This window comes from Vreelandella hamiltonii (assembly GCF_014651795.1).
GTDB classification, from domain to species: domain Bacteria; phylum Pseudomonadota; class Gammaproteobacteria; order Pseudomonadales; family Halomonadaceae; genus Vreelandella; species Vreelandella hamiltonii.
Genome location: NZ_BMXO01000002.1, coordinates 63,332 through 86,780, shown reverse-complemented (window position 1 = coordinate 86,780; position 23,449 = coordinate 63,332). Strand labels below are relative to the sequence as shown.

Sequence of the window (23,449 nt, the reverse complement as noted above, 5' to 3'; positions counted from 1 at the left end):
ACGAGAACACCATGACAGATGCCAACCAAGCTCCCGTACTGGACGCTCTGGCCGACGTTTTGAAACAGCGTCGCCATGCGCAACCAGAAGAATCTTATGTTGCCTCCTTGCATCATAAGGGTTTGAACAAGATACTCGAGAAAGTGGGCGAAGAGGCCACCGAAACGCTGCTGGCCGCCAAGGATGCCGAGCACGGCGATGAGCAGGCCCGTCAAGCGTTGATCGCCGAAACGGCCGACCTGTGGTTTCATAGCCTGGTCATGCTGTCGCATCTGGATCTGGACCATCAGCCCGTGCTGGACGAGCTTGCGCGACGGTTTGGAATCTCTGGTCACGACGAAAAAGCGTCCCGATCACAACGTTAACCCTGCATCCATGAGGAAACGCATATGTTAGGTGGTATCAGTATTTGGCAGCTGCTGATTGTTCTGGGCATCATCATCCTGATTTTCGGCACCAAGAAACTGCGTAACGTGGGCACCGACCTGGGCGGCGCGGTCAAGGGCTTCAAGAAAGCCATGCACGAGGAAGAGAAGGACGGCGACAAGCCCTCTGACCAGCCTCAAGCCAAGGTCGCCCACGAAGAGAACGGCAACACCTATGACGTTCAAGCTGAGCAGAAATCAGCAGCAGACGTTCACTCTGGCGACCGCAACGAAGAGCGCAAATAACCCATGCTGGATATCGGCTTTCTTGAACTCATGCTCATCAGCGTGGTGGCACTGCTGGTGCTGGGCCCGGAACGCTTGCCCAAGGCGGCACGCACAGCGGGTTTATGGATTGGCAAGATCAAGCGTACGGTATCCGGTATGCAGCGTGAAATCAGTGCCCAACTGGAAGCCGAAGAGCTGCGGCAGAAGCTGAATGAGCAGCAGAGCAAGCTCAATGACAGCCTGAAAAAAGCCAAACAGGATGTCGAGAGCATTGCTGACGCCCCTTCAGCCTCGTCTGCCCAGCCTTCCGCCCAGGCAGACACCGAGCAGCGGGTCGCCAGGGCCAGCGCACGACTGGATGACGCCTTGCAGACCGTACGTGAAGACCTGCCGAGCGACACCGACACGGCCGATCAAAAGGATAGACCCCACTCATGAGCACGTCTGGCAACTCCCAGCCACCGCACAACGACCAGGGCCAGGCGCCCCTCATCGAGCATCTGATCGAACTGCGTTCGCGTTTGATGAAAGCGGTCGTGGTGATTCTGGTGATTTTTCTGGGGCTCTACGCCTTTGCCAACGATATCTACACCTTCGTGGCCGAGCCGCTGATGGCGCTGTTGCCCGAAGGCTCTCAGATGATTGCCACCGAGGTCGCCTCGCCCTTCATGGCGCCTTTCAAGCTGACGCTGGTGGTGGCGGTCTTCATTGCCATTCCTTTCGTACTGCACCAGGCCTGGGCCTTCGTGGCACCGGGGCTCTACGATAACGAGAAAGCGCTGGCCATTCCGATCCTCGTTTCCAGCGTGGCGCTGTTTTATGCCGGGGCTGCATTTGCCTATTACGTGGTGTTTCCGCTGCTGTTCGAGTTTTTTACTCAAACGGGGCCGGAAAATGTCGCGGTGATGACCGACATCAATCAGTACCTGAACTTCGTGCTCAAGCTGTTCTTTGCATTTGGCGTGGCCTTTGAAATACCCATCGCCACCTTCCTGCTGATTCTCTCCGGCGCGACGACCGTGGAAAGCCTGTCGAAGAAGCGCCCGTATATCATACTGGGCTGCTTTGTCGTCGGTATGCTGCTCACCCCACCCGACGTGATTTCCCAGAGTCTGCTGGCGGTCCCCATGTACCTGCTGTATGAAGTGGGCCTGCTGTTTGGCCGCCTGGTGCGCAAGCCAAAAACCACCGAGGAAGAGCAGACCGACTAGCGCTCCTGTATGCTCAAGGCCATTAAAAAGCCTCTGTCATCCCACGATGACAGAGGCTTTTTCCCTACGGGCGGGCTTGCCAGCCTAGCCCATCATTTCATCGATACGGTCCACCAGTTTGAAGATGCCCGTGGCAGCTTCACTGATGCGCGTTGCCAGCATATAGGCAGGCGTGGTGACCACGCGATGTTCGAGATCCACGACGATCTCTTCCACGCCGCAGCTACGGTGCAACCCGCCCATGGCACTGATCGCCCCGGATACGCCCGGATCATGACCTACCGTGACGGCGATGCCATCCCCCAACAGCCGGGGCACCATGACCGGGGCAATGCACATCAAGCCAATCGGCTTGGCGTCTTCCTTGAATCCTGCCAGCGCCTCCTTGACGCTTTCCAGCACCTGCATCTCGTCACCTTGCATGGCAAAGTCACACAGGTTCTTGGCAACGCCAAAGCCACCGGGCACGATCACCGCATCGAAGTCATCGGATACCAGCTCGGTGATCGGACTGATCTCGCCACGCGCCAGACGGGCCGATTCCTGCAGCACATTGCGTCGTTCACCCTCCACCGGCGTCTGGTCCAGGTGGTTGATGACGTGATGCTGCTCTACATCGGGTGCAAAGCAGCGATACCCGATGCCCAACTGATCCAGACGCAGCAGTGTCAGGGTCGTTTCGTAGATTTCCGAACCGTCGAACACGCCACAGCCGGCTAATACCACCGCTACCTGCTTGGTCATACCTCTACTCCTTGTCGAAGCCATGCGAATGGCTGAGTGACTCACTTTAGTCAGTCTGCCCTGCGGCCACAAGGCGGCTTTCGCTGCATGGCATGACTGATATACTCAACCCACGCCCAGAGAGTTGTCCGCGCTATTGGCCAATGCTCGTGGGGCACCCTTTTCGAGACTGTCTGGAGAGAGCCGTTGAACACCTCAAGCCCGCGCCATTTCCCCGCCACCCGCATGCGCCGCATGCGCCGGGACGACTTCTCACGCCGTTTGATGCAGGAGTCGACCCTGACGCCCAACGACCTGATCCTGCCGGTGTTCGTGCTGGAAGGCGAAAATCAGCGTGAAGCGGTGGCCTCCATGCCCGGCGTGGAGCGTCTGTCCATCGACCTGTTGATCGAACAGGCCAAGGAGGCCCATGCACTCGGCATACCGGCGCTGGCGCTGTTCCCGGTGATCGGCGCCGAGCAAAAAAGCGAGCTGGCCGAAGAAGCCTACAATGCCAGTGGCCTGGTACAGCGCACCGTGCGTGCTCTCAAGGAAGCCGTGCCAGAGCTTGGCATCATCACCGATGTGGCGCTGGACCCCTACACCAGCCACGGTCAAGACGGCATTCTCGATGCCCAAGGCTACGTGCAAAATGATCGCACGGTGGACACGCTGCTCAAGCAGGCCCTTTCTCATGCGGAAGCCGGCGCCGATGTCGTGGCCCCCTCCGACATGATGGATGGCCGGATTGGTGCGATTCGCCAGGTACTGGAGCAGGAGCAGCTGCACAATGTGCGCATCATGGCGTACAGCGCCAAGTACGCCTCGAACTACTACGGCCCCTTCCGGGATGCCGTCGGCTCCGCCGCCAATCTGGGCAAGGCCGACAAACGCACCTACCAGATGGACCCCGCCAACAGCGACGAAGCTCTGCACGAAGTGGCGCTGGACATCGCCGAAGGTGCCGACATGGTGATGGTCAAGCCGGGCATGCCTTATCTTGACGTAGTGCGGCGTGTCAAAAGCGAGCTGCAGGTGCCAACCTTCGCCTATCAGGTGAGCGGTGAGTACGCCATGCACCGCGCGGCCTTCGACAACGGCTGGCTGGCCGCAGAGCCGGTGATTCTCGAATCGCTGATGTGCTTCAAGCGGGCGGGGGCCGACGGCATATTGACCTACTTCGCGTTGGAAGCGGCGCGTCTTTTGCAGCGCTGACGCCACCAGGATGACAAATCGGTGACACCTGTTTGTCATCTTCCCCCTGCATACTTAACGCAATCCGCGTTATAACAAGCAGCATGGGCAAGCGCCATTACCGCAGGGGGCCAGCATGGAAGACAACTCAACCGATTCCAACACCGATGTCAGCAGTGCAGTGCCCGGTAACGAGACTTTCGTGAGCGACAGTACCGAGGCACTGCCTTTACGGGTCAACCGTACACCGACGGGAGTACAGGCCCGTGAAGTGCTTCCGGAAGCCGACCTGGATGACCCACAGCTCTACTTCAACCGCGAGCTTTCGCACCTGCAGTTCAATATTCGCGTGCTGGAGCAGGCGCTGGACGATGCGCATCCGCTGCTGAACCGTCTCATGTTCCTGCTGATCTTCTCGTCCAACATGGACGAGTTTTTCGAAATCAGGGTCGCGGGGCTCAAGCACCAAATGGCGCTGGGCGATGACACCACCGCCGCCGATGGTCGTTTACCCAAGGCCGTGCTGGGGGAGATTTCCACCATTGCCCACCAGCAAATCGCCCGCCAATACGCGATCCTCAATGACACCCTGCTGCCTGCCCTGGAAGCCCAGGGGCTACGTTTTCGCCGCCGTGATCAATGGACCGAGGCGCAGAAGGCCTGGGCGCGGGAGTTTTTCGATAACGAGATCATGCCGGTCATCAGCCCCATCGGCCTGGATCCCTCGCATCCGTTCCCTCGGCTGGTCAATAAAAGCCTCAACTTCATCGTCGAGCTCGACGGTAAAGACGCCTTTGGCCGTGCTGGCGGCATGGCGATTCTGCCCGCCCCACGCTCGCTGCCACGGCTGATGGCCTTGCCCAGAGAGCTGTGTGCAGAGGGCTACACCGAGTATGTCTTTTTGTCTTCGCTCATTCATGCCCATGCCGAAGAGCTGTTCCCCGGCATGCGCGTGCGCGGCTGCTACCAGTTCCGCCTGACCCGCAATGCGGACATGACCGTCGACCCGGAAGAGGTCTCCGACCTGGCATCGGCGTTACGCGGCGAGCTGCTGGCACGGCGCTATGGCAGCGGCGTACGCCTGGAGGTCGCCGATAACTGCCCGGATGAGCTCATCAACTTCCTGCTGCGCCAGTTCGAGCTGGACAACGACGACCTGTACCGCGTACAGGGGCCAGTGAACCTGACCCGCATGATGGCCGTGCTGGGCGACGTGGACCGCCCCGAGCTGCTCTATCGCCCGTTTACCCCCAGCGTGCCCAAGGGCTTGAAGGGCGGCAGCCTGTTCAGCGCCATTTCCAAAAACGACATTCTGCTGCACCACCCCTTCCAGGCCTTCTCCCCCATCGAAGACCTGCTGCGTGAAGCCGCACGCGATCCGGACGTGCTGGCCATCAAGCAGACGCTCTACCGTACCGGGGCCGACTCCTCCATCGTCAGCGCGCTGGTGGATGCCGCCAGCCAGGGCAAGGAGGTCACCGTGGTCATCGAGCTCCGGGCACGCTTCGACGAAGCAGACAACCTTCAGCTTGCCTCGCGCCTGCAGGAAGCCGGGGCCATCGTCATCTACGGCATCATGGCCTACAAGACCCACGCCAAGATGCTGCACATCGTCCGCCGCGAGCGCGGCGAGCTGCGTCACTATGCGCACCTGGGCACGGGCAACTACCACGCCAGGACCGCCAAGCTGTATACCGACTACAGCCTGCTGACTGCCAACAAGGCGCTGTGTGCCGACGTGCACAAGGTCTTCCAGCAGCTCTCGGGCATGGGCCGCGCGCGCAAGATCGATACGCTGCTACACGCGCCGTTCACGCTGCACGAGCGGCTGGTGGAAATGATCGACCGGGAAGCCCAGGTCGCCCGCAAGGGCAAACGTGGCCATATCATCATCAAGTGCAACTCGCTGACCGAGCCCAAGCTGATCAAGGCGCTTTACCGAGCCTCTCAGGCGGGCGTGGAGTGCGACCTGATCATTCGCGGCATGTGCTGCCTGAAACCCGGCGTGCCGGGCGTGTCGGAAAACATTCGCGTGCGCTCGATCATTGGCCGCTTTCTGGAACACACCCGAGTCTTTCACTTCCACAACGACGGCAAACCGGAAATCTGGTGCTCCAGCGCCGACTTCATGTCGCGCAACATGTTCCACCGCGTGGAAACCTGCTTCCCGCTGCTGGACAAGAAACTCGCCACCCGGGTGCGCAAGGACCTGGAGACCTACCTGGTCGATAACTGCCAGAGCTGGCTACTGCAGAGCGATGGCAGCTACCAGCTTCAGGACCCGGGCCACGGCGATGCCATCAGCGCCCAGGAAACACTGCTCTACGCTTACGCCACGAAGAGCTGACGCCGAGGCCGCCGCCCAGCCGGGGCGGCTCAGGCACACTTCCCTCTCACGTGTGTTGCTGGCGCAGCTGGCGGGCAGCTTTCACCATATTGGCCAGGGCCGGCTCCACATCGGCCCACTCACGGGTTTTCAGCCCGCAGTCAGGATTGACCCATAGCCGTTCAGCGGGAATCTTTTCCAACGCCTTCTCCATGAGCGCGGCCATCCAGCTCACCTCGGGAGTGTTGGGCGTGTGAATGTCGTATACCCCAGGCCCAATTTCATTAGGGTAAGCAAAGTCCTGGAAAGCATCCAACAGCTGCATGTCAGAGCGCGATGTTTCGATGGTGATCACGTCCGCGTCCAGGGCCGCAATGGCACCGATGATATCGTTGAACTCCGAGTAACACATATGGGTGTGAATCTGGGTACTGTCGGCAACCCCGGCCGCACTGAGCTGAAAGCTCTCGACGGCCCAATCCAGGTAGGGCTGCCACTCGCTCTGGCGCAGCGGCAAGCCTTCACGCAGGGCGGGCTCGTCAATCTGGATCACCCGAATTCCCGCGCTTTCCAGGTCACGAACTTCATCACGCAGTGCCAGGGCTATCTGGCGACAGGTGAGGGCTCGGGGCTGGTCATCACGCACGAAGGACCATTGGAGAATCGTCACCGGGCCGGTCAACATGCCCTTCATCGGCTTTTGCGTCAGCGACTGGGCGTACTCACTCCAGCGCACCGTCATGGGCGCGGGGCGGGCTACATCACCATAGATGATCGGCGGTTTGACGCAGCGTGAACCGTAGCTTTGTACCCAGCCAAATCGGGTAAAGGCAAAGCCGTCCAGCTGTTCACCGAAGTATTCCACCATGTCGTTACGTTCGGCTTCGCCATGTACCAATACATCCAGCCCCAGAGCTTCCTGGCGTGCGATGACATAGGCAATTTCCTGCTCCATTCTCGCGTCGTAATCGGCCTGTCCAAGCTCACCGGCTCTGAATGCTCGTCGTGCTTCACGAATCTCGCTGGTTTGCGGGAAGGAGCCAATGGTAGTGGTGGGAAACAGTGGGAGCGCCAGCGCACGCCGCTGTTCCAGCGCGCGTTGGGGGTAAGCTGACCGTCGCTGGCTATCTGCTGGTGTGATGCCTGCGAGGCGCGTGCTTACCTCGAGCTGGTGGATACGCCGCGACTCACGCCGCGTGTCCAGCGCACGTGTGGCCTCGTTCAAGCGCTGCTCATCGGCAGGCGTGGCGCGGTTGTCGATCAGACGCGCTAGGCTGACCACCTCGTCCAATTTCTGACGAGCGAAGGCCAGCCATGATCGCAGCTCCGGGTCCAGGCTATCTTCCTGGGCCAAATCCACGGGCACATGGAGCAGCGAGCAGCTGGGCGCCAGCCAGAGCCGCCGGCCGAGACGCACCTTGATGGGCAGCAGGCGTTCACGCAAGGCGGCCAAATCGGCCCGCCAGACATTGCGGCCATCGACCAAACCGAGCGAAAGAATCTGGTGCGGACTCAAACGGTCAATGACACTTTCGACCTGCTCTGGAGCACGCACAGCATCGATATGCAGCCCAGCGACCGGCAGTCGAGTGGTCAAGGCAAGGTTATCGCCCAGGGCGCCAAAATAGGTCGCCAGCAACAGTTTCGACGGTGCCGCCTGAAGGCGATGATAAGCGCGTTCGTACGCCTGCTGCCAAGCCACGGGCAAGTCCTGCACCAGAGCAGGCTCATCGAGCTGCACCCACTCCACGCCCTGGGTCGCCAAGCGCGCCAGGATATCGCTGTAGACATCCAGCACGCTATCCAACAGCGTGAGTCGATCAAAACGGCTGCCCTTGGTCTTGCCCAGCCACAACCAGGTCAGAGGCCCCACCAGTGTGACCTTGGGGGTGAACCCTGCCTGCAGCGCTTCATCGACCTCATCGAACAGCCGCTCCGAGGCCAGTGTGAAGCGTTGGCCCTGGTGCAGCTCGGGCACCAGGTAGTGATAGTTGGTATCGAAATACTTGGTCATCTCGCAAGCGGCGGCGGGCTTTCCGCTGGGTGCTCGCCCGCGAGCCATACGAAACGCGGTATCCAGGTCTACCCTACCGTGACTGACTTCATCGGCAGCATCAAAGCGCTCGGGTACCGCCCCCAACATGGCCGAGACATTCAACACCTGATCGTAAAAGGCGAAGTCACCGACGCTGACCATGTCCAATCCAGCCGCCTGCTGAATTTGCCAATGATGGAGCCGTAGCGCCTGAGCGGTGCTCTCCAGGGCTTCTCGGGTGGCGTCACCGCGCCAGTAGGCCTCGGTGATTTTCTTCAGCTCACGTTGTGCACCAATGCGGGGGTAGCCGAGTATATGAGACACTGTCATGATGGATCCTTCCCATGCGAATGATGTCACTCAGTTTGCTCACCGCACCAAAGTGAATCAAACTAAAGATTCTAATATAAAACATGAAAACCACTCACCATGATTGAGCTACGCCATTTGCGCACGCTGCTGGCGCTAAGGGAGACAGGATCGCTGGTGGAAGCCGCCGAGCGCGTGCACCTCACCCAGTCGGCGCTTTCCCACCAGTTGAAAGACCTGGAAGGCCGTATCGATAGCGCACTGTTCGTGCGCAAGACGCGCCCCGTGGAATTTACTCGCGCCGGTTTGCGCCTGTTGGCGCTGGCCGATGATATTTTGCCCGAAGTACGCAAGGCCGAGCGGGACCTGGCGCGCTTGGCAGGCACCGAGCAGGGGCGCCTGCACATGGCCATCGAATGCCACAGCTGCTTTCAGTGGCTGATGCCCACCGTGGACTATTTTCGTGACCACTGGCCGGAAGTGGAAATCGACATTCCCAGCGGCCACCATTTCGACCCGCTACCTGCCTTGGCCCGCGAACAGCTGGACCTGGTCATCACCGCCGACCCTCAGCCGCTGGAAGGGGTGCACTACGAGCCATTGTTTCGTTACGAGGGATTGTTGGCCGTAGCCCGCCAGCATCGGCTGGCGGGCAGTGCCTATGTTCTGCCCGCCGCGCTGGCCGAAGAGACGTTGATCACCTACCCGGTGGAGCAGTCACGACTGGACGTCTTCACCCAATTCCTGACGCCCGCCAATGTGCGCCCCAGGGAGATTCGTACGGCCGAATTGACCATCATGATGATGCAGCTGGTGGCCAGCGGCCGTGGGGTTTGCGCGCTGCCCAACTGGGCCTTGACCGAGTATCTGGAGCGCCACTACGTTAGTGCCGTCAAGCTGGGCGAACAGGGCATCTGGAGCACGCTGTACGCGGCCATTCGTGAAGAGACCATGGAGGCGCCGTGGATGCAGGACTTTTTACGCACGGCTCAGGAGACCTCCTTTGCGGTACTCTCCGGGATCAGGCCGGCGAATCGCGACGAGGAATCAGCAGGGTAAAGCGGGCGCCGCCCAGCGCTGGGCTGCTGTCCACGGTGACGCTGCCACCATGGCCACTCATGATTTTCTGCACGATGGACAACCCGAGGCCATAGCCGCCCGAGCTGCGGGCTCGGCTATCGTCCAGCCGGGCAAACGGCTTGAAGATATCGGCCCGGGCTTCCAGCGGTATGCCCGGCCCATCGTCTTCCACGTCGATGCGTACGAGGTGGGGCTCATCCCAGAGCCGAATGACCACCTGTGACTTGCTGTAGCGGCAAGCATTTCCCACCAGGTTCTGAAGCGCCCGCTGGAGGTAGCGAGGCTCGGCCAGCAGTTCGATGTCCGGACCCGAGTCGAGGGCAAGGGTCAGCCCACCATGCAGTGGCGCCAGAGTCTCGATGACTCGATGGGCCATGGCACGGCAGTCGACCAGGCTCATTTCAAGCTCGGCACCGTGCAGGGTTTCTCCCCCCAGTCGTGCATAGGTCAGAATCTCATCGACCAGTTCATCCAGCTCGGCGATATCGGCATCGATGCCCTGTAGCTGCCTCTGAATGGCCGGCTGGTCGGTCATGTCTTCCACCATCTGCACGGCAAAGCGGATACGCGCCACCGGGGTACGCAGCTCATGGGAGACCGCGCGGATCATCTCCTGCTGGCCACGCAGCAAGCTCTGCACCTGATTGGCCATACCGTTGAACGCCATGCCGACACGACCGAGAAAATCACCGCTTTCCACTTTTACACGGGTTTCCAGGCGGCCACTGGCGATGCGGGTTGCCGCCAACTCCAGTCGCGCCATGCGTGATTCGATACTACGCATGATCAGATAAACGATCAGACTGAGCACGGCCATCAGGCCAACCAGTAAAGGAAGATGCAAGTTGAGCGGCAGCGTGTCGCCCCGGGTCACCGGCCCTGCCTGTAGCCACTGGGGAGCGTCGCCCGGCGGGACGGGGAGCTGGTAGACCAGCGTGATGGCGAGCTTGTCGGACATCAGTCGGGTAATGACGCCCCCGAGCGTCATCTGAAAGCGCTGTTCGGCAGTCAGGTCTTCTGGTGGTGCGCTCAGCAGCGTCAATGGCCAGCTGCCAGGGCGCAAGTGGCTGAGGGTATCGGCCCGTCCCTGAGGCGGCATGCTGGCCAGCCACTCGCCCAACGCCACCAGGCTACCCTGCCATTGGCGCTCCCCCCAGGCCGCAAAATTCGCTTCCAGCAGCCATACCTCATGCTGGCGAGGAGAATCCGGCAAACGTTGGCGCAGTTGCCAGGGGGATTCCGCCACCAGCACACGCCCCCGCTCGATGCGTGATCGTTCGAAATAGCCCAGCGGGGTATCAGCCATGCGACGCAGCGCTAGCTGCATGCCCAGGCGCTCGGAGAGCTCGCCCAATAGCGCGTCACGCTCCTCCTCTGCCACGCTGGCCAGGCGCTGAGTCATCATCGACATGGGCAACGCAGCCAGCTGTTCTCGGTAATCCTCTCGACGCACCTGCTCGATGAACGAGCGCCCACCCAGGGCAATCAGAAACACCACGCATAGCGCTAACCCGAGGAGCAGGTAGAAGCGTAAAAACGAGCCGTGACTCAGCACTCGCCGCATTGGGCGACCTCTCCTGGTTAGCTGTCCTTGACGAACAGATAGCCCTTGCTACGCACCGTCTTGATGCGGTGAGGCTGATTGGGGTCATCGCCAATCTTGGGGCGAATACGGGAGACCCGCACATCGATCGAGCGATCCTGGCCATCGTACTTGATGCCGCGCAAATCGCTGAAGATCTCTTCCCGCGTCAACACCCGCCCCGCATTGCGGGCAAGCAACCATAAAAGGTCGAACTCGGCGCTGGTCAGATCGATCCGATCACCTGCCAACCAGGCCTCGCGGGTGGCATTGTCGATTTCCAGATTCTCGAACTTCAGACGCATTTCACCATCGGGAGCAGGGCCGTCGGCACGTCGCAACAGGGCACGCATACGGGCCAGCAACACCCTGGGCTGTACCGGCTTCGGTACGTAGTCATCGGCGCCCATCTCCAGCCCCAGCACCTGATCCAGGTCGTCGGTGCGCGCGGTGAGCATCATGATCGGCCCGGCAAAGTTGGGGCGCACGCGGCGGCAGATGGCCAAACCATCCTCACCGGGCAGCATGAGATCCAGAATCACCAGATCCGGCTGCAGCGTCAGGATACGATCTACCCCCTTGGCACCATCCGCTTCGATCGTCACTTGAAAGCCGTTGGCTTCCAGGTAGTCACGGGTGAGCTCCGCCAAGCGCTGATCATCTTCAATAATCAGCACATGATCCTGGTCGGGGTAGTCGGGCGTTACCGCCTCCTGCGACCCAAGTGCTTGAAATTGCTGTTCCAAGTGATCCACCATCCTTTTCCTTCACTCCGCTTAGGCAGTTTGTGTTGTCACCCGCACACCCCTCTGCAACCGCAGGTTGTGACCGCTTTCAGGATACCCTAAAACCGCGGTAACGCCTGCCCCTTGATCAACGTTCAGTACCCATCTCTCTGACGTTTCCGTGGGTGGCTTGATTCTTCCACCATCAAGCGCTAATGTGAAGGCGCAACTGTCGACAATGTGGCAGGAGGATATCGCCATGGAAAATGGCAAGGCAAAAAGTGTGATCAAGCGTGTTTATGTACCCACCCAAGTGCGCGATCTGCCCAACGGTGAGAAGTTGAAAATCCCGGGGCATTACAAGGCCCCACCCAGCGATAGTAACAGCTGACTCGAGCGCGTCCATCGTATTGATCGCAAAAAGGCAGGCCCGTAGGGCCTGCCTTTTTTAATACCTGACTGTTCAACAGTGTTAGCCGTTGGTTACGCTACCCTTTGGGGCCCAACAAAAACCAGGCAATCAAGCCCACCAGCGGGAACATCAACAGCACGATAATCCATAGCAATTTGGCAAGGCCGCCCGCCGAACTCTTGGCGACCTTGACGATGGCCCACACGACAATGACGAGCCAAATCAAACCTAACAAACCGCCGACTTCAATACCCATGGTAACTCCTTGTTGGGTTGCATCCGTGAGCATTTAGCTAAGCACATGTTAGGCAAGCGCACAAGGTTGGTTCAAGGTTCTGGCACACGTAGAATCATTTCACCACCGCGAATCTCGATGGCCAGGTGATTCAAAAAACTCATGCCCAACAGGACGGTATCCCGCTCCATGCCCGGGCTGATGGAGCCTTGCACGTTACTCATGCGGATGCCGCCCAGCGCCACTTCATCCAGCTGAGTCAGGCTGCCTTCGACACGGCCATTGGCAGTATTGAACCAGGCACGTCGACCAGGCTCCAGGCCCAGCTGCGCTGCCAACTCCCCGGGCACGGCCACATAGGTCGCGCCGGTATCCAGCAAAAACGTAACGCTTTCGCCGTTGATCTCCCCCGGCGCTTCAAAGTGGCCGGCACGGTTGCGCCTGAGCGTGACAGGACCGTTTTCCGGCGACGTATTCATGATCTGGGCATTGGGGTACAGCATCTGCTCGAGCCCTCCCTGGACCCACCAGGTGCCGACACCGATCAGCAGCACCCAGAACAGCAGCATCATGACGATACCGCCCTGCTGTGACTTGGCTGTCGTCATGACGTACCTCACGAGTTCAGGAGCTTTTCCAGGCCGCCGCTGCATCGCGACCCCGTCGTTCATTCACGAACATACAAATCAGCATAGCCGTTATGAACAGCACCACACACAGAAGAATGGAGGCCTGCAGGCCTATCAGGGCCTGCAACACCCCCAGCATGACGATGCCCATCACCCCTGCGAGCTTGTTGGCCAGCCCCCAGAAACCAAAAAACTCGGCAGATTTCGGCAACGGGGAAAAGACCCCCACCAGGGCACGGCTGGCGGACTGGCTGGATCCCAGGCTCAACCCGGCCAGGCACCCCACCCACAAGAAGATATGCTGCGCCTGCCACGCCAGCCCAAACTGGTCGTTCAACCAGGCAGTGAGTTCCGGCGTAGCCCATATAGCGACGATGGCGGCTACCCATAGCCCCAGTGTCATCTGATAAGTGCGTTTGGCGCCCAGGCGATCCTGCAAAAAGCCAAAACCGATGGCCCCAGTGGCCGCGGTCACCTGGACGATGATGAACATGATGTTGCGTACGCTCTCATCCCAGCCAATGACCTGGGCCCCGTAAATAAAGGCAAAGGCGATGATGATGTAAACGCCGGCCATGGAGAACAGCAGCGACACCAGAAAGATGCTCAAGTCTTTGAAGTAACGCAGCTCATGAAAGGTCCCCATGATCCGCTGCCGAGCAATCTGAGCATAGGAAACGCCTGTAGGCTGCGGCACTCCTCGCTCTTTCAGCCATAAGAACGTGGGAATCGCCGCCACCAGGAAGAACCCGGCAGCGAAGGGCCCCACCCAGCGGATCTGCTCGAAATTATCCGCCGTCGCCTCGCCCAGCACCATCAGCGTGAAACCTGCAGCCACCAGTCCACCCACATAGCCCAACGCCCAGCCAAACCCGGAAATCCGTCCCAATGCATCAGGTGGCCCCAGCTCGGGAAGAAAGGCAGCAATGAACGACTCTCCCATGGAGTAGGCATAGTTCGAAAGCACGATCAGCAGCAGCCCCAACACCACGTAGCCTGGCGTCACGAAATAGAGCATGGCAGTGGTCAGCACCGTAGCCAGATAGCTGAAGAACAGAAAGCGCTTCTTCTCGGCACGATAATCCATGATCGCGCCACACAAGGGAGCCGTGATCACCACCATCAGATAACTGATCGCCAGCGCAAGGCTCCACAAAAAGTTGGCCAGGCGAAAGCCGTCATTGCGGTCCCCCACAATGACGGTGGTAAACAGCTCGCCAAATACCACGGTAATAATTAATAACGTATAGGCCTGATTGGCAAAATCGAACATTGCCCAGCCGAAAATTTCCCGGCGGGAAGCATAAGGCGTTTTAATCACTGGCGCAGCACTGGGCAGCATATAAAGGACTCACAGGAAAAGAAGCTCAAGATTAGCAGTGGCAACGCGGTGCACGCCAGCATCAGCCCTTGTCGGTGATTTTTATCGATATCGACAACTTCAAGGAGTTCAACGATCACTATGGCCACGCCATGGGTGACGACACGCTGCGTGCTGTCGCTGAGGCGCTCAATGGCTGCATCACACCGCACCGCGACCTGCTGGCACGTTACGGCGGGGAAGAGTTTGTGTGTGTGCTTCCCGGCGTGGATGCCGATGAAGCCATGCAAACCGCCCACTGCCTACATCAGGCCATTCTTGCCTTGGCCATTCCCCATGCTTATTCCACCACGCATTCGCACTTGACCGCCAGCATGGGCATCGCCACGACCACCCCCGACCACCCCTTGGGTCATGACGACTTGCTGAGCAGCGCCGACCAGCAGCTCTATCATGCCAAGCGTCGGGGACGAAACCGCATCGAAACGCAAAAACGCCCGGCTTAGCCGGGCGTTTTTGCAATGGCACCACACCGCTGGGCTCGTCACAGCAGCCAGTGCGCCAGTACGGCGGAAAGCCCCACCAACATCGCAGTCACCACTGCCACCGTCACGATGCGATCCAGCCAGCGGTCGAAGGCCATCCCCTTGGGCTGCCTTCGCGTGGCTCCGTGACGTCCCTGTCGGGCCATCAGCACGCCTGCTCCATTGGTGCTTCCTCTATGATTGACGCTGTTGACTAGCTGTTGATACGCCGATTCACCACATTGGGCGCACGACGCAGCCGCTCCTCTTCACCCAGCAGTTCGGCCTCGAAGGCATCTGCCCCCACCGGGGTTTCCCCGTGACGCCGATACAGCTGAGTCAGCATGGCTTTGCGGTCGGCACGCAGCTCGCGCACCAGGACGACTACCATCATAAACAAAATGAACGTAAACGGTAGCGCCGACAGCACCGCTGCCGACTGCAGCCCGGAGAGCCCGCCTGCCACGATCAGCGTCAGACAAATCGCCGCGATCAGCACGCCCCAGATAATCCGCTTGTACAACGGCGGATTGATGGAACCATTATCGGTCATTTGCGCCACGATATACGACGCCGAGTCTGCCGAGGTCACCAGAAAAATGAAGATCAGCATCATGGCAATGACCGACAGCACACCGGAAAACGGCATCAGGGCAAACATCTCGAACAGCGCCACCGTGATATTCGCCTCCGTGGCCGCCGCCAGGCCCACATCCCCGTTGAGCTCCATGTTCAACGCAGCGCCGCCAAATACGCCGATCCACAGGCAAGCCAGCAAAGGCGGGACGAACAGCACGCCAAACACGTACTCCTTGATCGTACGCCCACGGGAAACCCGAGCCACGAAGGTGCCGACGAAAGGAGACCAGGCAATCACCCAGGCCCAGTAGAAGATCGTCCAGTTGCTGGCCCATTCGTTGTCGCTGTAGGGAGAGATACGCAGGCTCATGCCAATGAAGTTCTGCAGATAATCCCCGATCCCCAGCGTGATGGTTTCCAGAATGGCGACCGTCGGCCCGGTAACCAGCACATAGACCATCAAGCCGATGCACAGCACCATGTTGAGATTGGATAGCCGCTTGATGCCTTTATCCAGCCCTGACCAGGTAGAAGCCATGTAGGCACAGAACATCACCAGCAGGATCACGAACTGCCACCAGCCGCTCTCAGGCAAGCCAAAAACGGCGTTCAAGCCACCGTTCATCTGCAGTACGCCCAACCCCAGCGAGGTCGCGACCCCCATGACCGTGGCGACGACCGCAAACACATCCAGCCAGGACGCGTAGGGGCGCACTCGTGGATGTTTTGCGGTAACCGAAGAGAGAACCGACGACACCAGCCCCGCCTGGCCTTTGCGAAACTGAAAGTAGGCAATGATCAGCCCCACGACCGAAAATGCCGCCCACTGGTGGATGCCCCAATTGAAATAGCTGTACTGAATGGCGTAACGGGCAGCGGCTTCGCTTTCTGCAGGAACGTCGCCGTAAGGGGGTTCGATGTAATGCGACATGGGTTCGGCCATTCCATAGAACACCAGGCCTACCCCAAAACCGGCCGCCAGCAGCATGCTGATCCATGAAAAAAAGCTATAGCTGGGTGTACTGTCCTGCGGGCCAAGACGTACTTTGCCGTATTTGCTCAAGGCAAGACCGACCAGAAAAACCACAAAGCCAAACACCGAAAACAGATAAAACCAGCCAAACAGTTCCGTGATGGTTGTCAGTGCCGTTTCGGCGGCATTGCCAAAGGCCTCTGGAAAGGCTGCACCAATAATGACCAAGCCGAAAATAATGATCGCTGATGCGACAAATACCGACTTACCTCCATGGTTCGTCATATCACCACCCTGGTTAATGAACTTGGTAAACACTTTTGTGCGCTCGCATAAATCCTAACACTCAATGTGGGAAGTCGCATGTCAGGCGCTTCACACCGCACAATTAGCGTTTACTCATTTACGAATCAGCCAAATGCAGATTGCAAGAGTGAACTTGCCTACCGGGGTATGTTCCAATAAAGGCAAACGAACGATGGAGGCATATATGCCACAGATGAATCGCGATCAACGTAATGCTGCCTGGCAAGCTGCGCACCAGTGGCGCGCCCGAGCTGCTCAGTCACGCCCCACTGGCGTAATGGGCAGCGTCAAGCTGCTGCTGACCTGGCTTGCCTTCGGGGCGCTGATGATCGTCGGCATGGTACTGGGCCTGATATTTTTGCTGATCGGCTGGGCTATGATGCCCTTCGTGCGCCACAAGATGAAAAAGCGCATGGAACAGATGCGTGCCGAGCAGGCTCAGGATATCGGTGGCGGCTATGCCTCTCAACGTCATGCCTCTTCCCAAAACCAGACATCTCATGGCCATCGCCCACACCAGGACGTTCTGGAAGGCAGCTATGAAGTGAAGGACGAGCCGCGCCACTGAGTCGGCACGCCATCTGGTAAGCACTTCATTCTCTTCATTAGGGCGGTGCTTGTATCCAGGCAAAGGCCGCTGCCAGCGCCAGCGGCATGACCACCAGACTGCCCAGATTACCGATCAGTACCAGCGAAGCCACCTTGTGTGGTCCCAGCTTGTACTGTTCCGCGACCAGATAGTTGAGCACTGCCGGGGGCAGCACTGCAAATACCAGCAGCACGGCGGTCTGCAGCGAGTTCAACGGCAGTAGCCACATCAAGGGCAAGGCAACCACCAGCCCCGACAGCGGGCACAGCACGGCACCCAGCAACCCTGTGCGCCAGTCGCTGAAATCGATCTCCAGCAGCCGTACCCCCAAGGCAAACAGCATCAACGGGATACAGATACCTCCCAACATGTGCATGGCTTCCAACAGCCAACTGGGCAGTGCTACTCCCCCCACATTGACCAGCAGCCCTGCCACACTGGCAGCCACGATGGGCATGCGCAGCATCCGCCACAGGGAAGTACGCGGGTCCAGCATGTAAAGCCCTACCGAAAAATGCAGCAGCATTTCGATGATGAACACCACCACGGCAGCGGGCAGCGCCTCGGGCCCAAAGGCAAGCACCAGTAGCGGCACTCCCATGTTTCCGGAGTTGTTGAACATCATGGGCGGCAGGAAGACCTTGATGTCCAGCGAGAGCCACTTGGCCACTGGCCACAGCACCAGGCCGGAACCCAGCACCACCAGGGCAGCCGCCGTTGCCAGCCAGGCATAGTCGGCCAGCGGCGCTTGGCGGTCTGCCAGTACGGCAAATACCAGCAGCGGCACGAACAGCTCCATGTTCAGGGTATTCAGGCTGCCAATGTCGGGGCTGCGGTAGCGCCCGTAGGCAGCGCCGCAGCCAGCAATGAGGAACACCGGCAGCAGCGTGGCGAGTATGTGGCCGGTCATGGGCGGTCCTGCCGAACCGGCGAGCCCGCTGGGGTTGTGGCATGCATGTCCTGTCGTCCTTGTTGTTATCAGGCTACTGCTTATCAGGCTATCTTTTTCAGCCTATCTTTTCTGCATGGCGGCTGCCCATTAGCCCTTGGTGGATCAGGCGCCCAGAAAACGCTGCCACAGGTCTGCCACCACGTGACGATGGCTCGCCAGCTCGCGGGCATCGCCTTCGGCCTTTTCGCCGGTCAGCGCGGCCCGGTGTGTACGGCTGCGGTAAGCCAGGTAAGCCTCTTTCAACTGTTCGGCTTCGCTGGGGGTGATATGCCCGCTGTCGGCCAGGGTTTCCAGAATGCGGATATTGTCGCTGTAGGTCAGCAGCGCGGGCGTCTGGTGGGCAAAGGCCAGCACGGCATACTGGCACAGGAATTCGATGTCCACCATGCCACCCGCATCGTGTTTCAAGTCGAAGGTGCCCTCGGTGCTCACGGTATTGGCCACCCCCTTGCTGCCCAAATGGTCACGCATCTTGTGGCGCATGTTGACCACATCGCTGCGCAAGGTGTCCTGGGCACGTTCGACGCCCAGAATCGCACCTCGCAGCGTCTCGAAGCGAGCGGCCAGTGCGTCACTGCCCGCCACTACGCGGGCCCTCACCAGCGCCTGGTGCTCCCAGGTCCAGGCATTCTGACGCTGATAGTCGGCGAAAGCCTCCAGCGAGGTCACCAGCAGGCCAGCGTTGCCCGAAGGCCTCAGCCGCATATCCACCTCGTAAAGGCTGCCCGCAGGCGTGATGGCCGTCAGCAGGTGAATGATGCGCTGCCCCAGGCGAGTAAAGAAGACCGGGGTGTCCAGCGAACGCGGACCATCGGTGGCGCCCTTGCCGTCGCTGTCGTGCAGGAACACCAGATCGAGATCCGAGCCGTAGCCCAGCTCGATGCCGCCCAGCTTGCCATAGCCAATGATCAGAAACGTCGGCTCACGGTTATTACAGCCAGGGGGCACGCCATGCTTGCGGGCCAAGTGCTTCCAGGCCATGGCCAGCACCGCTTCCAGAATCACTTCCGCAATGAAGGTCAGGTAATCGCTCACTTTCATCAGATGCCGCGTACCGACCACATCCGATGCCGCCACGTGCAGCATCTGGGCGTGCTTGAATACCCGCAGTGCTTCCAGCTGCGCCTCTTCGTCATCCTCGGGCAGGCGATTGAGCGTCTGACGTAGCTCGTCGGCAAGACGCGCCTTGTCGGCAGGTGTGTAGAGCGTGTCCGGAGTGAGCAGCTCATCGAGCAGGATGGGGTATCTGGCCAGCTGCTCGGCAATCCAGGGGCTGGCGCAGCAGAGCCGCATCAGATGCTCCAGCGCATGGGGGTTTTCACGCAGCAGCGCCAGATAGGCCGTCCGCCGCAGCACGGCCTCGATCAAGGGCTGCACCCGCGCCAATGCCGTGTCCGGCGCGTCGCTGCTGGCCAACGCCTCCAGCAGGAGCGGCATCAGGGCGTCCAGCCGCTCGAAGCCTATGCGCTGCATGCTCTGCACTGCCCGTGAGTGGTAGAGGCTGACCAGCCGCTTGTGGGCTCGCTCCGGCTCATGGAACCCTGCCCCGGCCAGCAAGGCCTGCGCCTCGTCGGGTTCCAGCTCTTCGCGCCACAGCAAGCGCCACTGCGCCAGGGCGTTTTCGCTTTGCGGCTCGTCGGCTTCTTCTTCGGGGTCGGCAATCACGGCATCGAAGTGTCGACGCACCCGCTCACGCACGCGGTTCAACTGCTCCTGCAGGGATGACCAGCCGTCGTAGCCCAGCGCGAAGGCAACCCGCTCGCGATCATCGTCATCGGTGGGCAGTTGCTGGGTCTGGCGATCTTCCAGGGCTTGAATGGCATGTTCCAGATCACGCAAGAAGGCGTAATCCGGCAGCAGCTCGTCCACCACGGCAGTGGGCAGCAAGCCCAGTTCAGGCAGACGATTGAGGGCCGTGTACAGCGACGTCACTTGCAGCTCGGTATCCCGCCCACCGCGAATCAATTGAAACGCCTGCACGATGAACTCGACTTCGCGAATGCCCCCGGGCCCCAGCTTGATATTGCTCTCCATGCCCTTGCGTTTGACTTCCCGGTTGATCATCGCCTTGAGTTCGCGCAACGACTCGATGGCGCCGAAGTCCAGATAGCGGCGATAGACGAACGGGCGCAGGCTCGCCAGCAGCGTCTGCCCGGCATCGATATCCCCTGCCACGGGGCGCGCCTTGAGCATGGCGTAACGCTCCCACTCACGCCCCTGATCCTGATAATAGCTGTCCAGCATCGAGAAGCTGCCCACCAGCGGTCCACCGTCGCCCAACGGGCGCAGACGCATGTCCACGCGAAACACGAAGCCGTCAGCCGTCATGGCATCCAGGGCAGCAATCAAGCGCTGGCCGAGCTTGGTAAAATACTCCTGATGCTCGAGGGGTTTGCGCCCTCCCTGGGTTTCGCCTTTTTCGGGGAAAGCAAAGATCAGGTCGATATCGGAGGAGAGGTTCAGCTCGCCCGCGCCCAGCTTGCCCATGCCCAGCACCACCAGGCGCTGGGGTGAGCCATCACTTCGCCCGTCAGGCAGCCCCCATCGGGAGGCGTAAAAGTTTTCCAGCCAACCCAGTGCCGCCTCAATGCACACTTCTGCCAGCCAGGAAACCGACTGCGCCGTCTGCCACATGGTGGCGCCTGCAGGCCGATTCAGGTCACGCCAGACGATGCCCAGCATACGGGCACGGCGAAAGCGGCGCAGGGTACGCTGCAGGTTCTCTTCCTCCTCGCAGCCTGCCAGGGCGTCGTGCAGCCACTGCACGAGCGTCGCCTTGTCGGGAGCGCGGTCCAGCTCCCCAGAAGCCTCCAGCTCGGCCAGCCAGTGGGGAAAGCGCGCCAGGGTTTCCAATGCGAACGTCGAGACCGTCACCACGCGGGCCAGCGCTTCACGACGCGCCTCTGGCAGGTCATGCCATGGCCCGGAAGGCAGTGCCTTGCCGGTCATCGAGGCCAAGTTGTCGGCCTGTGTCAGGGCATCTACGAGGCGCTGCCGAGCGTCGGCGGCCGGGCCTGACAGTGCGTCAGGCAGCGTGGTGGTGGAAAAGAGAGCCTGCGGTGTCTGCATATCTACCTCTGCGCCTAACGCACGTCGAAGTGACACGACTCATTGCTTGTCGGTCATTGCTGGGGCCTTTCATTGCTTGCCTGGGCCATGGGAGCGGGTCAGCCCAGCCACTTCTCCCAGCCTAACAGGCCCCAGGTGAGCCCCGCCATGATGAGTGACAGCATGACCGCCGCCGAGCCGATATCCTTGGCACGGCCAGAGAGTTCGTGGTGTTCGGTGCCGATACGGTCCACCACATTCTCGATGGCGCTGTTCAACAGCTCCACAATCAGTACCAGCAGCAGGCTGCCCACCAGCAGCAGCCAGCTGACCGGGCCCTCGCCGATCCACCAGGCAAACGGCAGCAGTACGGCGGCAATGGCCAACTCTTGACGGAAGGCGGCTTCGTTACGAAACGCGGCCTTCAGGCCTTTCCATGAGTAGCGCGTGGAGTGAACCAGATGGGTTAACCCGGTGTGTTGTGGCTTCATGCCCGTTGTCTCGTCTGCACGTTGATTAATGAGCCAGGATCATGGCATCCAGATCCAGGGAGAGCGGGTCGAGCACTTCCGGCCAGCTCAGATAAGGGGTACTGCCGCTGCCGTTGACCAGTACGCTGAAGACTCCCCAGCGCCCTTGCGCCGTGCGGAAATAGCCCGCCACTGCGCGCACGGCAAAGGGTTGATTCAGCGTACCGGTCTTGAGCATGACGTTATTCTGGAACGTGGGCGAACCGCGGCGAATGAAGCGCATCACTCCGTTGGCAGGCGACTGAAACGATGCCACGAAGCTCGGAAACAGCGCGCTCTGACGATACATGTCTTCCAGCATCACGTTGGTACCATGGGCAGACGTGCGGTTGTCCGTGGTCAAGCCGCTACCGCTGGAAAGCGTGATCGGGCCGTGGCCAGACAGCCCCTGGGCATAGGCCTCGATGGCCTGGCCCGCCTGACGCAGCTGTGCCTGGGGCGTTTCCACCAGGTTCAGCGCCAGCACATCGGCCATGTAGTTGTTGGAATAGTTCATCGTCCGCAGCAGCAGCTCCTGCAACGGCTGACCGTCGACGGCGGCCAGACGACGCGCTTCGCTGGGCGGACGCGTCGAGCCCACTCGCCAAGGGTCACGTACCGTCACCCCCGCCTGATTCAGCATGGCCAGCAGAAGCTGTGCCGTTTGCTCTGCCGCATCGCCAGCCCCACGATAGACATCCCGGGCCGCCGCGTTGGTGGAAATCTGTCCCGTCAGGCGCATGACGTCGCCACGCTCATCGGTGATCCGCTCTGCGCTGATTTCCGTACCGCTATTGGCCGGACGTGTGACGACCTGATTGTCGATCACGATCAGCGGCGCGGTGCTGTCGCACAAGCCCGTGCGCGCAGGCTGACCGGCAGTGGTGGCGGGCGCCACGTTGACGCACCAGGTGCCAAAGTTGACCCCCGCCGAGGTCAGCGGCGCACTGTAGGCATTGGCGACCCGCGTGCGTGCGTTGCAGCGGTCGGTGGTGATGCACTCCACCGGGCCAAAGCGCCACTGGCTGACCACCAGCGCGCCGTCCACATGCTCGACGCCGGCCAGCTGCAGGCGCTGCACCAGCCGCCAGAGGTCTTCGCTGGTCAGTCCGGGGTCACCGCCGCCCTCGAACACCAGGTCACCACGGAGCACGCCATTCTCCACGGGCGCGGTGCTCACCAGCTGGCTGGTAAAGCGGTGTTGAGGGCCAAAGCGGTTGAGCAGCGCGGCCGCCATATAGGCTTTGGTCACCGACGCAGGCGCCAGCTGACGCTCGGGGTTCAGGCTTCCCAGCAGCAGGTCACCGGGGCTGCCACCCTCCAGCAGGCGCGCCTCGGCACTCACCGAAAACCCTTTGGCTTCCAGCTGGCTCAACCGAGTGAAATCCGCCCACAGGGAGGTACTGGCGCAGAGCGCGGCACTGGCGATACCCGCCACGACACTGCCACGCAGCCAGCGCGCAGGTAAATTAAAAAAACACGTCACGTTGGACTACCTCAGTACACAGTATCAATACAGATTCATCGTGGAAAA

The 23,449-nt window shown here is 60.4% G+C and carries 22 protein-coding genes and 1 pseudogene; 10 read left to right on the top strand and 13 right to left on the bottom strand.

All coding sequences use genetic code 11. The annotated features are described in order from the left end of the window. Positions 1 to 11: 11 nt before the first annotated feature. From IE061_RS03785 to tatC, 4 genes are read left to right on the top strand one after another with little or no spacing between them, the layout of a single operon-like run. Positions 12 to 365 carry a phosphoribosyl-ATP diphosphatase gene (locus IE061_RS03785; protein WP_016916129.1) on the top strand — a complete coding sequence of 118 codons (354 nt, stop codon included), beginning with the start codon at positions 12 to 14 and terminating at the stop codon, positions 363 to 365. 24 nt (positions 366 to 389) lie between these two features. Further along, positions 390 to 671, top strand: a complete 282-nt coding sequence (gene tatA / locus IE061_RS03780; RefSeq protein WP_016916128.1) for a Sec-independent protein translocase subunit TatA — start codon at positions 390 to 392, stop codon at positions 669 to 671. Positions 672 to 674: 3 nt separating this feature from the next. Continuing rightward, positions 675 to 1,091: a Sec-independent protein translocase protein TatB gene (gene tatB / locus IE061_RS03775; RefSeq protein WP_016916127.1), complete on the top strand. Its 417-nt coding sequence runs from the start codon at positions 675 to 677 to the stop codon at positions 1,089 to 1,091. Beyond that, positions 1,088 to 1,864: a twin-arginine translocase subunit TatC gene (tatC, locus tag IE061_RS03770; protein WP_193461021.1), complete on the top strand. Its 777-nt coding sequence runs from the start codon at positions 1,088 to 1,090 to the stop codon at positions 1,862 to 1,864. The genes tatB and tatC overlap by 4 nt, the downstream gene beginning before the upstream one ends. An 84-nt stretch (positions 1,865 to 1,948) precedes the next feature. On the opposite strand, the gene elbB is transcribed toward tatC, so the two are convergent. Next, positions 1,949 to 2,608, bottom strand: coding sequence for an isoprenoid biosynthesis glyoxalase ElbB (gene elbB, locus IE061_RS03765; protein WP_016916125.1), 660 nt, complete (start codon positions 2,606 to 2,608; stop codon positions 1,949 to 1,951). Between the two features lie 186 nt (positions 2,609 to 2,794). Here elbB and hemB point away from each other — a divergent pair, with 186 nt between their 5' ends. Together hemB and ppk1 are read left to right on the top strand one after the other, a co-directional pair. Beyond that, entirely contained in the window at positions 2,795 to 3,802 is a 1,008-nt protein-coding gene (gene hemB / locus IE061_RS03760) for a porphobilinogen synthase (protein ID WP_016916124.1), read from the top strand. Between the two features lie 115 nt (positions 3,803 to 3,917). Beyond that, positions 3,918 to 6,128 (top strand): polyphosphate kinase 1, encoded by a 2,211-nt coding sequence (ppk1, locus tag IE061_RS03755; protein ID WP_193461020.1) that lies wholly within the window; start codon positions 3,918 to 3,920, stop codon positions 6,126 to 6,128. 46 nt (positions 6,129 to 6,174) lie between these two features. On the opposite strand, the gene metE is transcribed toward ppk1, so the two are convergent. Next, positions 6,175 to 8,472 (bottom strand): 5-methyltetrahydropteroyltriglutamate--homocysteine S-methyltransferase, encoded by a 2,298-nt coding sequence (gene metE / locus IE061_RS03750; protein ID WP_193461019.1) that lies wholly within the window; start codon positions 8,470 to 8,472, stop codon positions 6,175 to 6,177. A 99-nt stretch (positions 8,473 to 8,571) separates the two neighbouring features. Here metE and IE061_RS03745 point away from each other — a divergent pair, with 99 nt between their 5' ends. Continuing rightward, on the top strand, positions 8,572 to 9,510 hold the full coding sequence (locus IE061_RS03745) for a LysR family transcriptional regulator (RefSeq protein WP_193461018.1): 939 nt from the start codon (positions 8,572 to 8,574) through the stop codon (positions 9,508 to 9,510). Here the strand turns inward: IE061_RS03745 and IE061_RS03740 are convergent. Both IE061_RS03740 and IE061_RS03735 read right to left on the bottom strand, forming a co-directional pair. After that, the gene (locus tag IE061_RS03740; protein ID WP_193461017.1) at positions 9,473 to 11,095 is read right to left on the bottom strand and encodes an ATP-binding protein; all 1,623 of its coding nucleotides are present in this window, start codon (positions 11,093 to 11,095) and stop codon (positions 9,473 to 9,475) included. The two genes, IE061_RS03745 and IE061_RS03740, sit on opposite strands and share 38 nt — an antisense overlap. 17 nt (positions 11,096 to 11,112) lie before the next feature. Then, a complete protein-coding gene (locus IE061_RS03735; protein ID WP_016916119.1) occupies positions 11,113 to 11,871 on the bottom strand; it encodes a winged helix-turn-helix domain-containing protein in 759 nt (252 codons plus the stop codon). A gap of 226 nt (positions 11,872 to 12,097) precedes the next feature. On the opposite strand from IE061_RS03735, the gene IE061_RS18180 reads away from it, so the two are divergent. Beyond that, positions 12,098 to 12,229, top strand: a complete 132-nt coding sequence (locus IE061_RS18180; RefSeq protein ID WP_016916118.1) for a hypothetical protein — start codon at positions 12,098 to 12,100, stop codon at positions 12,227 to 12,229. 97 nt (positions 12,230 to 12,326) lie between these two features. Here IE061_RS18180 and IE061_RS03730 read toward each other — a convergent pair whose 3' ends face one another. The 3 genes from IE061_RS03730 to IE061_RS03720 all read right to left on the bottom strand — a co-directional run bounded on the left by IE061_RS03730 (position 12,327) and on the right by IE061_RS03720 (position 14,456). After that, positions 12,327 to 12,506 carry a PLDc N-terminal domain-containing protein gene (locus IE061_RS03730; RefSeq protein WP_039181690.1) on the bottom strand — a complete coding sequence of 60 codons (180 nt, stop codon included), beginning with the start codon at positions 12,504 to 12,506 and terminating at the stop codon, positions 12,327 to 12,329. Between the two features lie 71 nt (positions 12,507 to 12,577). Continuing rightward, positions 12,578 to 13,093 carry a retropepsin-like aspartic protease family protein gene (locus IE061_RS03725; RefSeq protein WP_193461016.1) on the bottom strand — a complete coding sequence of 172 codons (516 nt, stop codon included), beginning with the start codon at positions 13,091 to 13,093 and terminating at the stop codon, positions 12,578 to 12,580. A gap of 16 nt (positions 13,094 to 13,109) precedes the next feature. Continuing rightward, on the bottom strand, positions 13,110 to 14,456 hold the full coding sequence (locus IE061_RS03720; protein WP_193461015.1) for an MFS transporter: 1,347 nt from the start codon (positions 14,454 to 14,456) through the stop codon (positions 13,110 to 13,112). Between the two features lie 47 nt (positions 14,457 to 14,503). Between IE061_RS03720 and IE061_RS03715 the strand changes: the two are divergent. Further along, positions 14,504 to 14,941 (top strand): annotated as a pseudogene (locus IE061_RS03715) (GGDEF domain-containing protein); the annotation flags it as partial. 38 nt (positions 14,942 to 14,979) lie between these two features. Here IE061_RS03715 and IE061_RS03710 read toward each other — a convergent pair. Next, entirely contained in the window at positions 14,980 to 15,132 is a 153-nt protein-coding gene (locus IE061_RS03710; protein ID WP_157779947.1) for a hypothetical protein, read from the bottom strand. Positions 15,133 to 15,173: 41 nt separating this feature from the next. Continuing rightward, positions 15,174 to 16,796: a BCCT family transporter gene (locus tag IE061_RS03705; RefSeq protein ID WP_193461014.1), complete on the bottom strand. Its 1,623-nt coding sequence runs from the start codon at positions 16,794 to 16,796 to the stop codon at positions 15,174 to 15,176. A 205-nt stretch (positions 16,797 to 17,001) separates the two neighbouring features. Here IE061_RS03705 and IE061_RS03700 point away from each other — a divergent pair, with 205 nt between their 5' ends. After that, the gene (locus tag IE061_RS03700) at positions 17,002 to 17,385 is read left to right on the top strand and encodes a hypothetical protein (protein ID WP_096921484.1); all 384 of its coding nucleotides are present in this window, start codon (positions 17,002 to 17,004) and stop codon (positions 17,383 to 17,385) included. 37 nt (positions 17,386 to 17,422) lie between these two features. On the opposite strand, the gene IE061_RS03695 is transcribed toward IE061_RS03700, so the two are convergent. The 4 genes from IE061_RS03695 to dacB form a co-directional block, all read right to left on the bottom strand. Beyond that, positions 17,423 to 18,316 carry an AEC family transporter gene (locus IE061_RS03695; RefSeq protein WP_193461013.1) on the bottom strand — a complete coding sequence of 298 codons (894 nt, stop codon included), beginning with the start codon at positions 18,314 to 18,316 and terminating at the stop codon, positions 17,423 to 17,425. Positions 18,317 to 18,460: 144 nt separating this feature from the next. After that, complete coding sequence (glnE, locus tag IE061_RS03690; protein WP_193461012.1) at positions 18,461 to 21,427, bottom strand: bifunctional [glutamate--ammonia ligase]-adenylyl-L-tyrosine phosphorylase/[glutamate--ammonia-ligase] adenylyltransferase; 2,967 nt, start codon at positions 21,425 to 21,427, stop codon at positions 18,461 to 18,463. 98 nt (positions 21,428 to 21,525) lie between these two features. Continuing rightward, positions 21,526 to 21,897, bottom strand: coding sequence for a diacylglycerol kinase (locus tag IE061_RS03685; protein ID WP_016916107.1), 372 nt, complete (start codon positions 21,895 to 21,897; stop codon positions 21,526 to 21,528). Between the two features lie 25 nt (positions 21,898 to 21,922). Continuing rightward, positions 21,923 to 23,401 carry a D-alanyl-D-alanine carboxypeptidase/D-alanyl-D-alanine endopeptidase gene (gene dacB / locus IE061_RS03680; RefSeq protein WP_189463904.1) on the bottom strand — a complete coding sequence of 493 codons (1,479 nt, stop codon included), beginning with the start codon at positions 23,399 to 23,401 and terminating at the stop codon, positions 21,923 to 21,925. Positions 23,402 to 23,449: the final 48 nt, after the last annotated feature.

Bases quoted from the DNA above. Each gene is read 5' to 3' on its own strand.
- IE061_RS03785 (WP_016916129.1), top strand. From the start codon at position 12: ATGACAGATGCCAACCAAGCTCCCGTACTGGACGCTCTGGCCGACGTT.
- tatA (WP_016916128.1), top strand. From the start codon at position 390: ATGTTAGGTGGTATCAGTATTTGGCAGCTGCTGATTGTTCTGGGCATC.
- tatB (WP_016916127.1), top strand. From the start codon at position 675: ATGCTGGATATCGGCTTTCTTGAACTCATGCTCATCAGCGTGGTGGCA.
- tatC (WP_193461021.1), top strand. From the start codon at position 1,088: ATGAGCACGTCTGGCAACTCCCAGCCACCGCACAACGACCAGGGCCAG.
- elbB (WP_016916125.1), bottom strand. From the start codon at position 2,608: ATGACCAAGCAGGTAGCGGTGGTATTAGCCGGCTGTGGCGTGTTCGAC.
- ppk1 (WP_193461020.1), top strand. From the start codon at position 3,918: ATGGAAGACAACTCAACCGATTCCAACACCGATGTCAGCAGTGCAGTG.
- metE (WP_193461019.1), bottom strand. From the start codon at position 8,472: ATGACAGTGTCTCATATACTCGGCTACCCCCGCATTGGTGCACAACGT.
- IE061_RS03745 (WP_193461018.1), top strand. From the start codon at position 8,572: ATGATTGAGCTACGCCATTTGCGCACGCTGCTGGCGCTAAGGGAGACA.
- IE061_RS03740 (WP_193461017.1), bottom strand. From the start codon at position 11,095: ATGCGGCGAGTGCTGAGTCACGGCTCGTTTTTACGCTTCTACCTGCTC.
- IE061_RS03735 (WP_016916119.1), bottom strand. From the start codon at position 11,871: ATGGTGGATCACTTGGAACAGCAATTTCAAGCACTTGGGTCGCAGGAG.
- IE061_RS18180 (WP_016916118.1), top strand. From the start codon at position 12,098: ATGGAAAATGGCAAGGCAAAAAGTGTGATCAAGCGTGTTTATGTACCC.
- IE061_RS03730 (WP_039181690.1), bottom strand. From the start codon at position 12,506: ATGGGTATTGAAGTCGGCGGTTTGTTAGGTTTGATTTGGCTCGTCATT.
- IE061_RS03725 (WP_193461016.1), bottom strand. From the start codon at position 13,093: ATGACGACAGCCAAGTCACAGCAGGGCGGTATCGTCATGATGCTGCTG.
- IE061_RS03720 (WP_193461015.1), bottom strand. From the start codon at position 14,456: ATGCTGCCCAGTGCTGCGCCAGTGATTAAAACGCCTTATGCTTCCCGC.
- IE061_RS03705 (WP_193461014.1), bottom strand. From the start codon at position 16,796: ATGACGAACCATGGAGGTAAGTCGGTATTTGTCGCATCAGCGATCATT.
- IE061_RS03700 (WP_096921484.1), top strand. From the start codon at position 17,002: ATGCCACAGATGAATCGCGATCAACGTAATGCTGCCTGGCAAGCTGCG.
- IE061_RS03695 (WP_193461013.1), bottom strand. From the start codon at position 18,316: ATGACCGGCCACATACTCGCCACGCTGCTGCCGGTGTTCCTCATTGCT.
- glnE (WP_193461012.1), bottom strand. From the start codon at position 21,427: ATGCAGACACCGCAGGCTCTCTTTTCCACCACCACGCTGCCTGACGCA.
- IE061_RS03685 (WP_016916107.1), bottom strand. From the start codon at position 21,897: ATGAAGCCACAACACACCGGGTTAACCCATCTGGTTCACTCCACGCGC.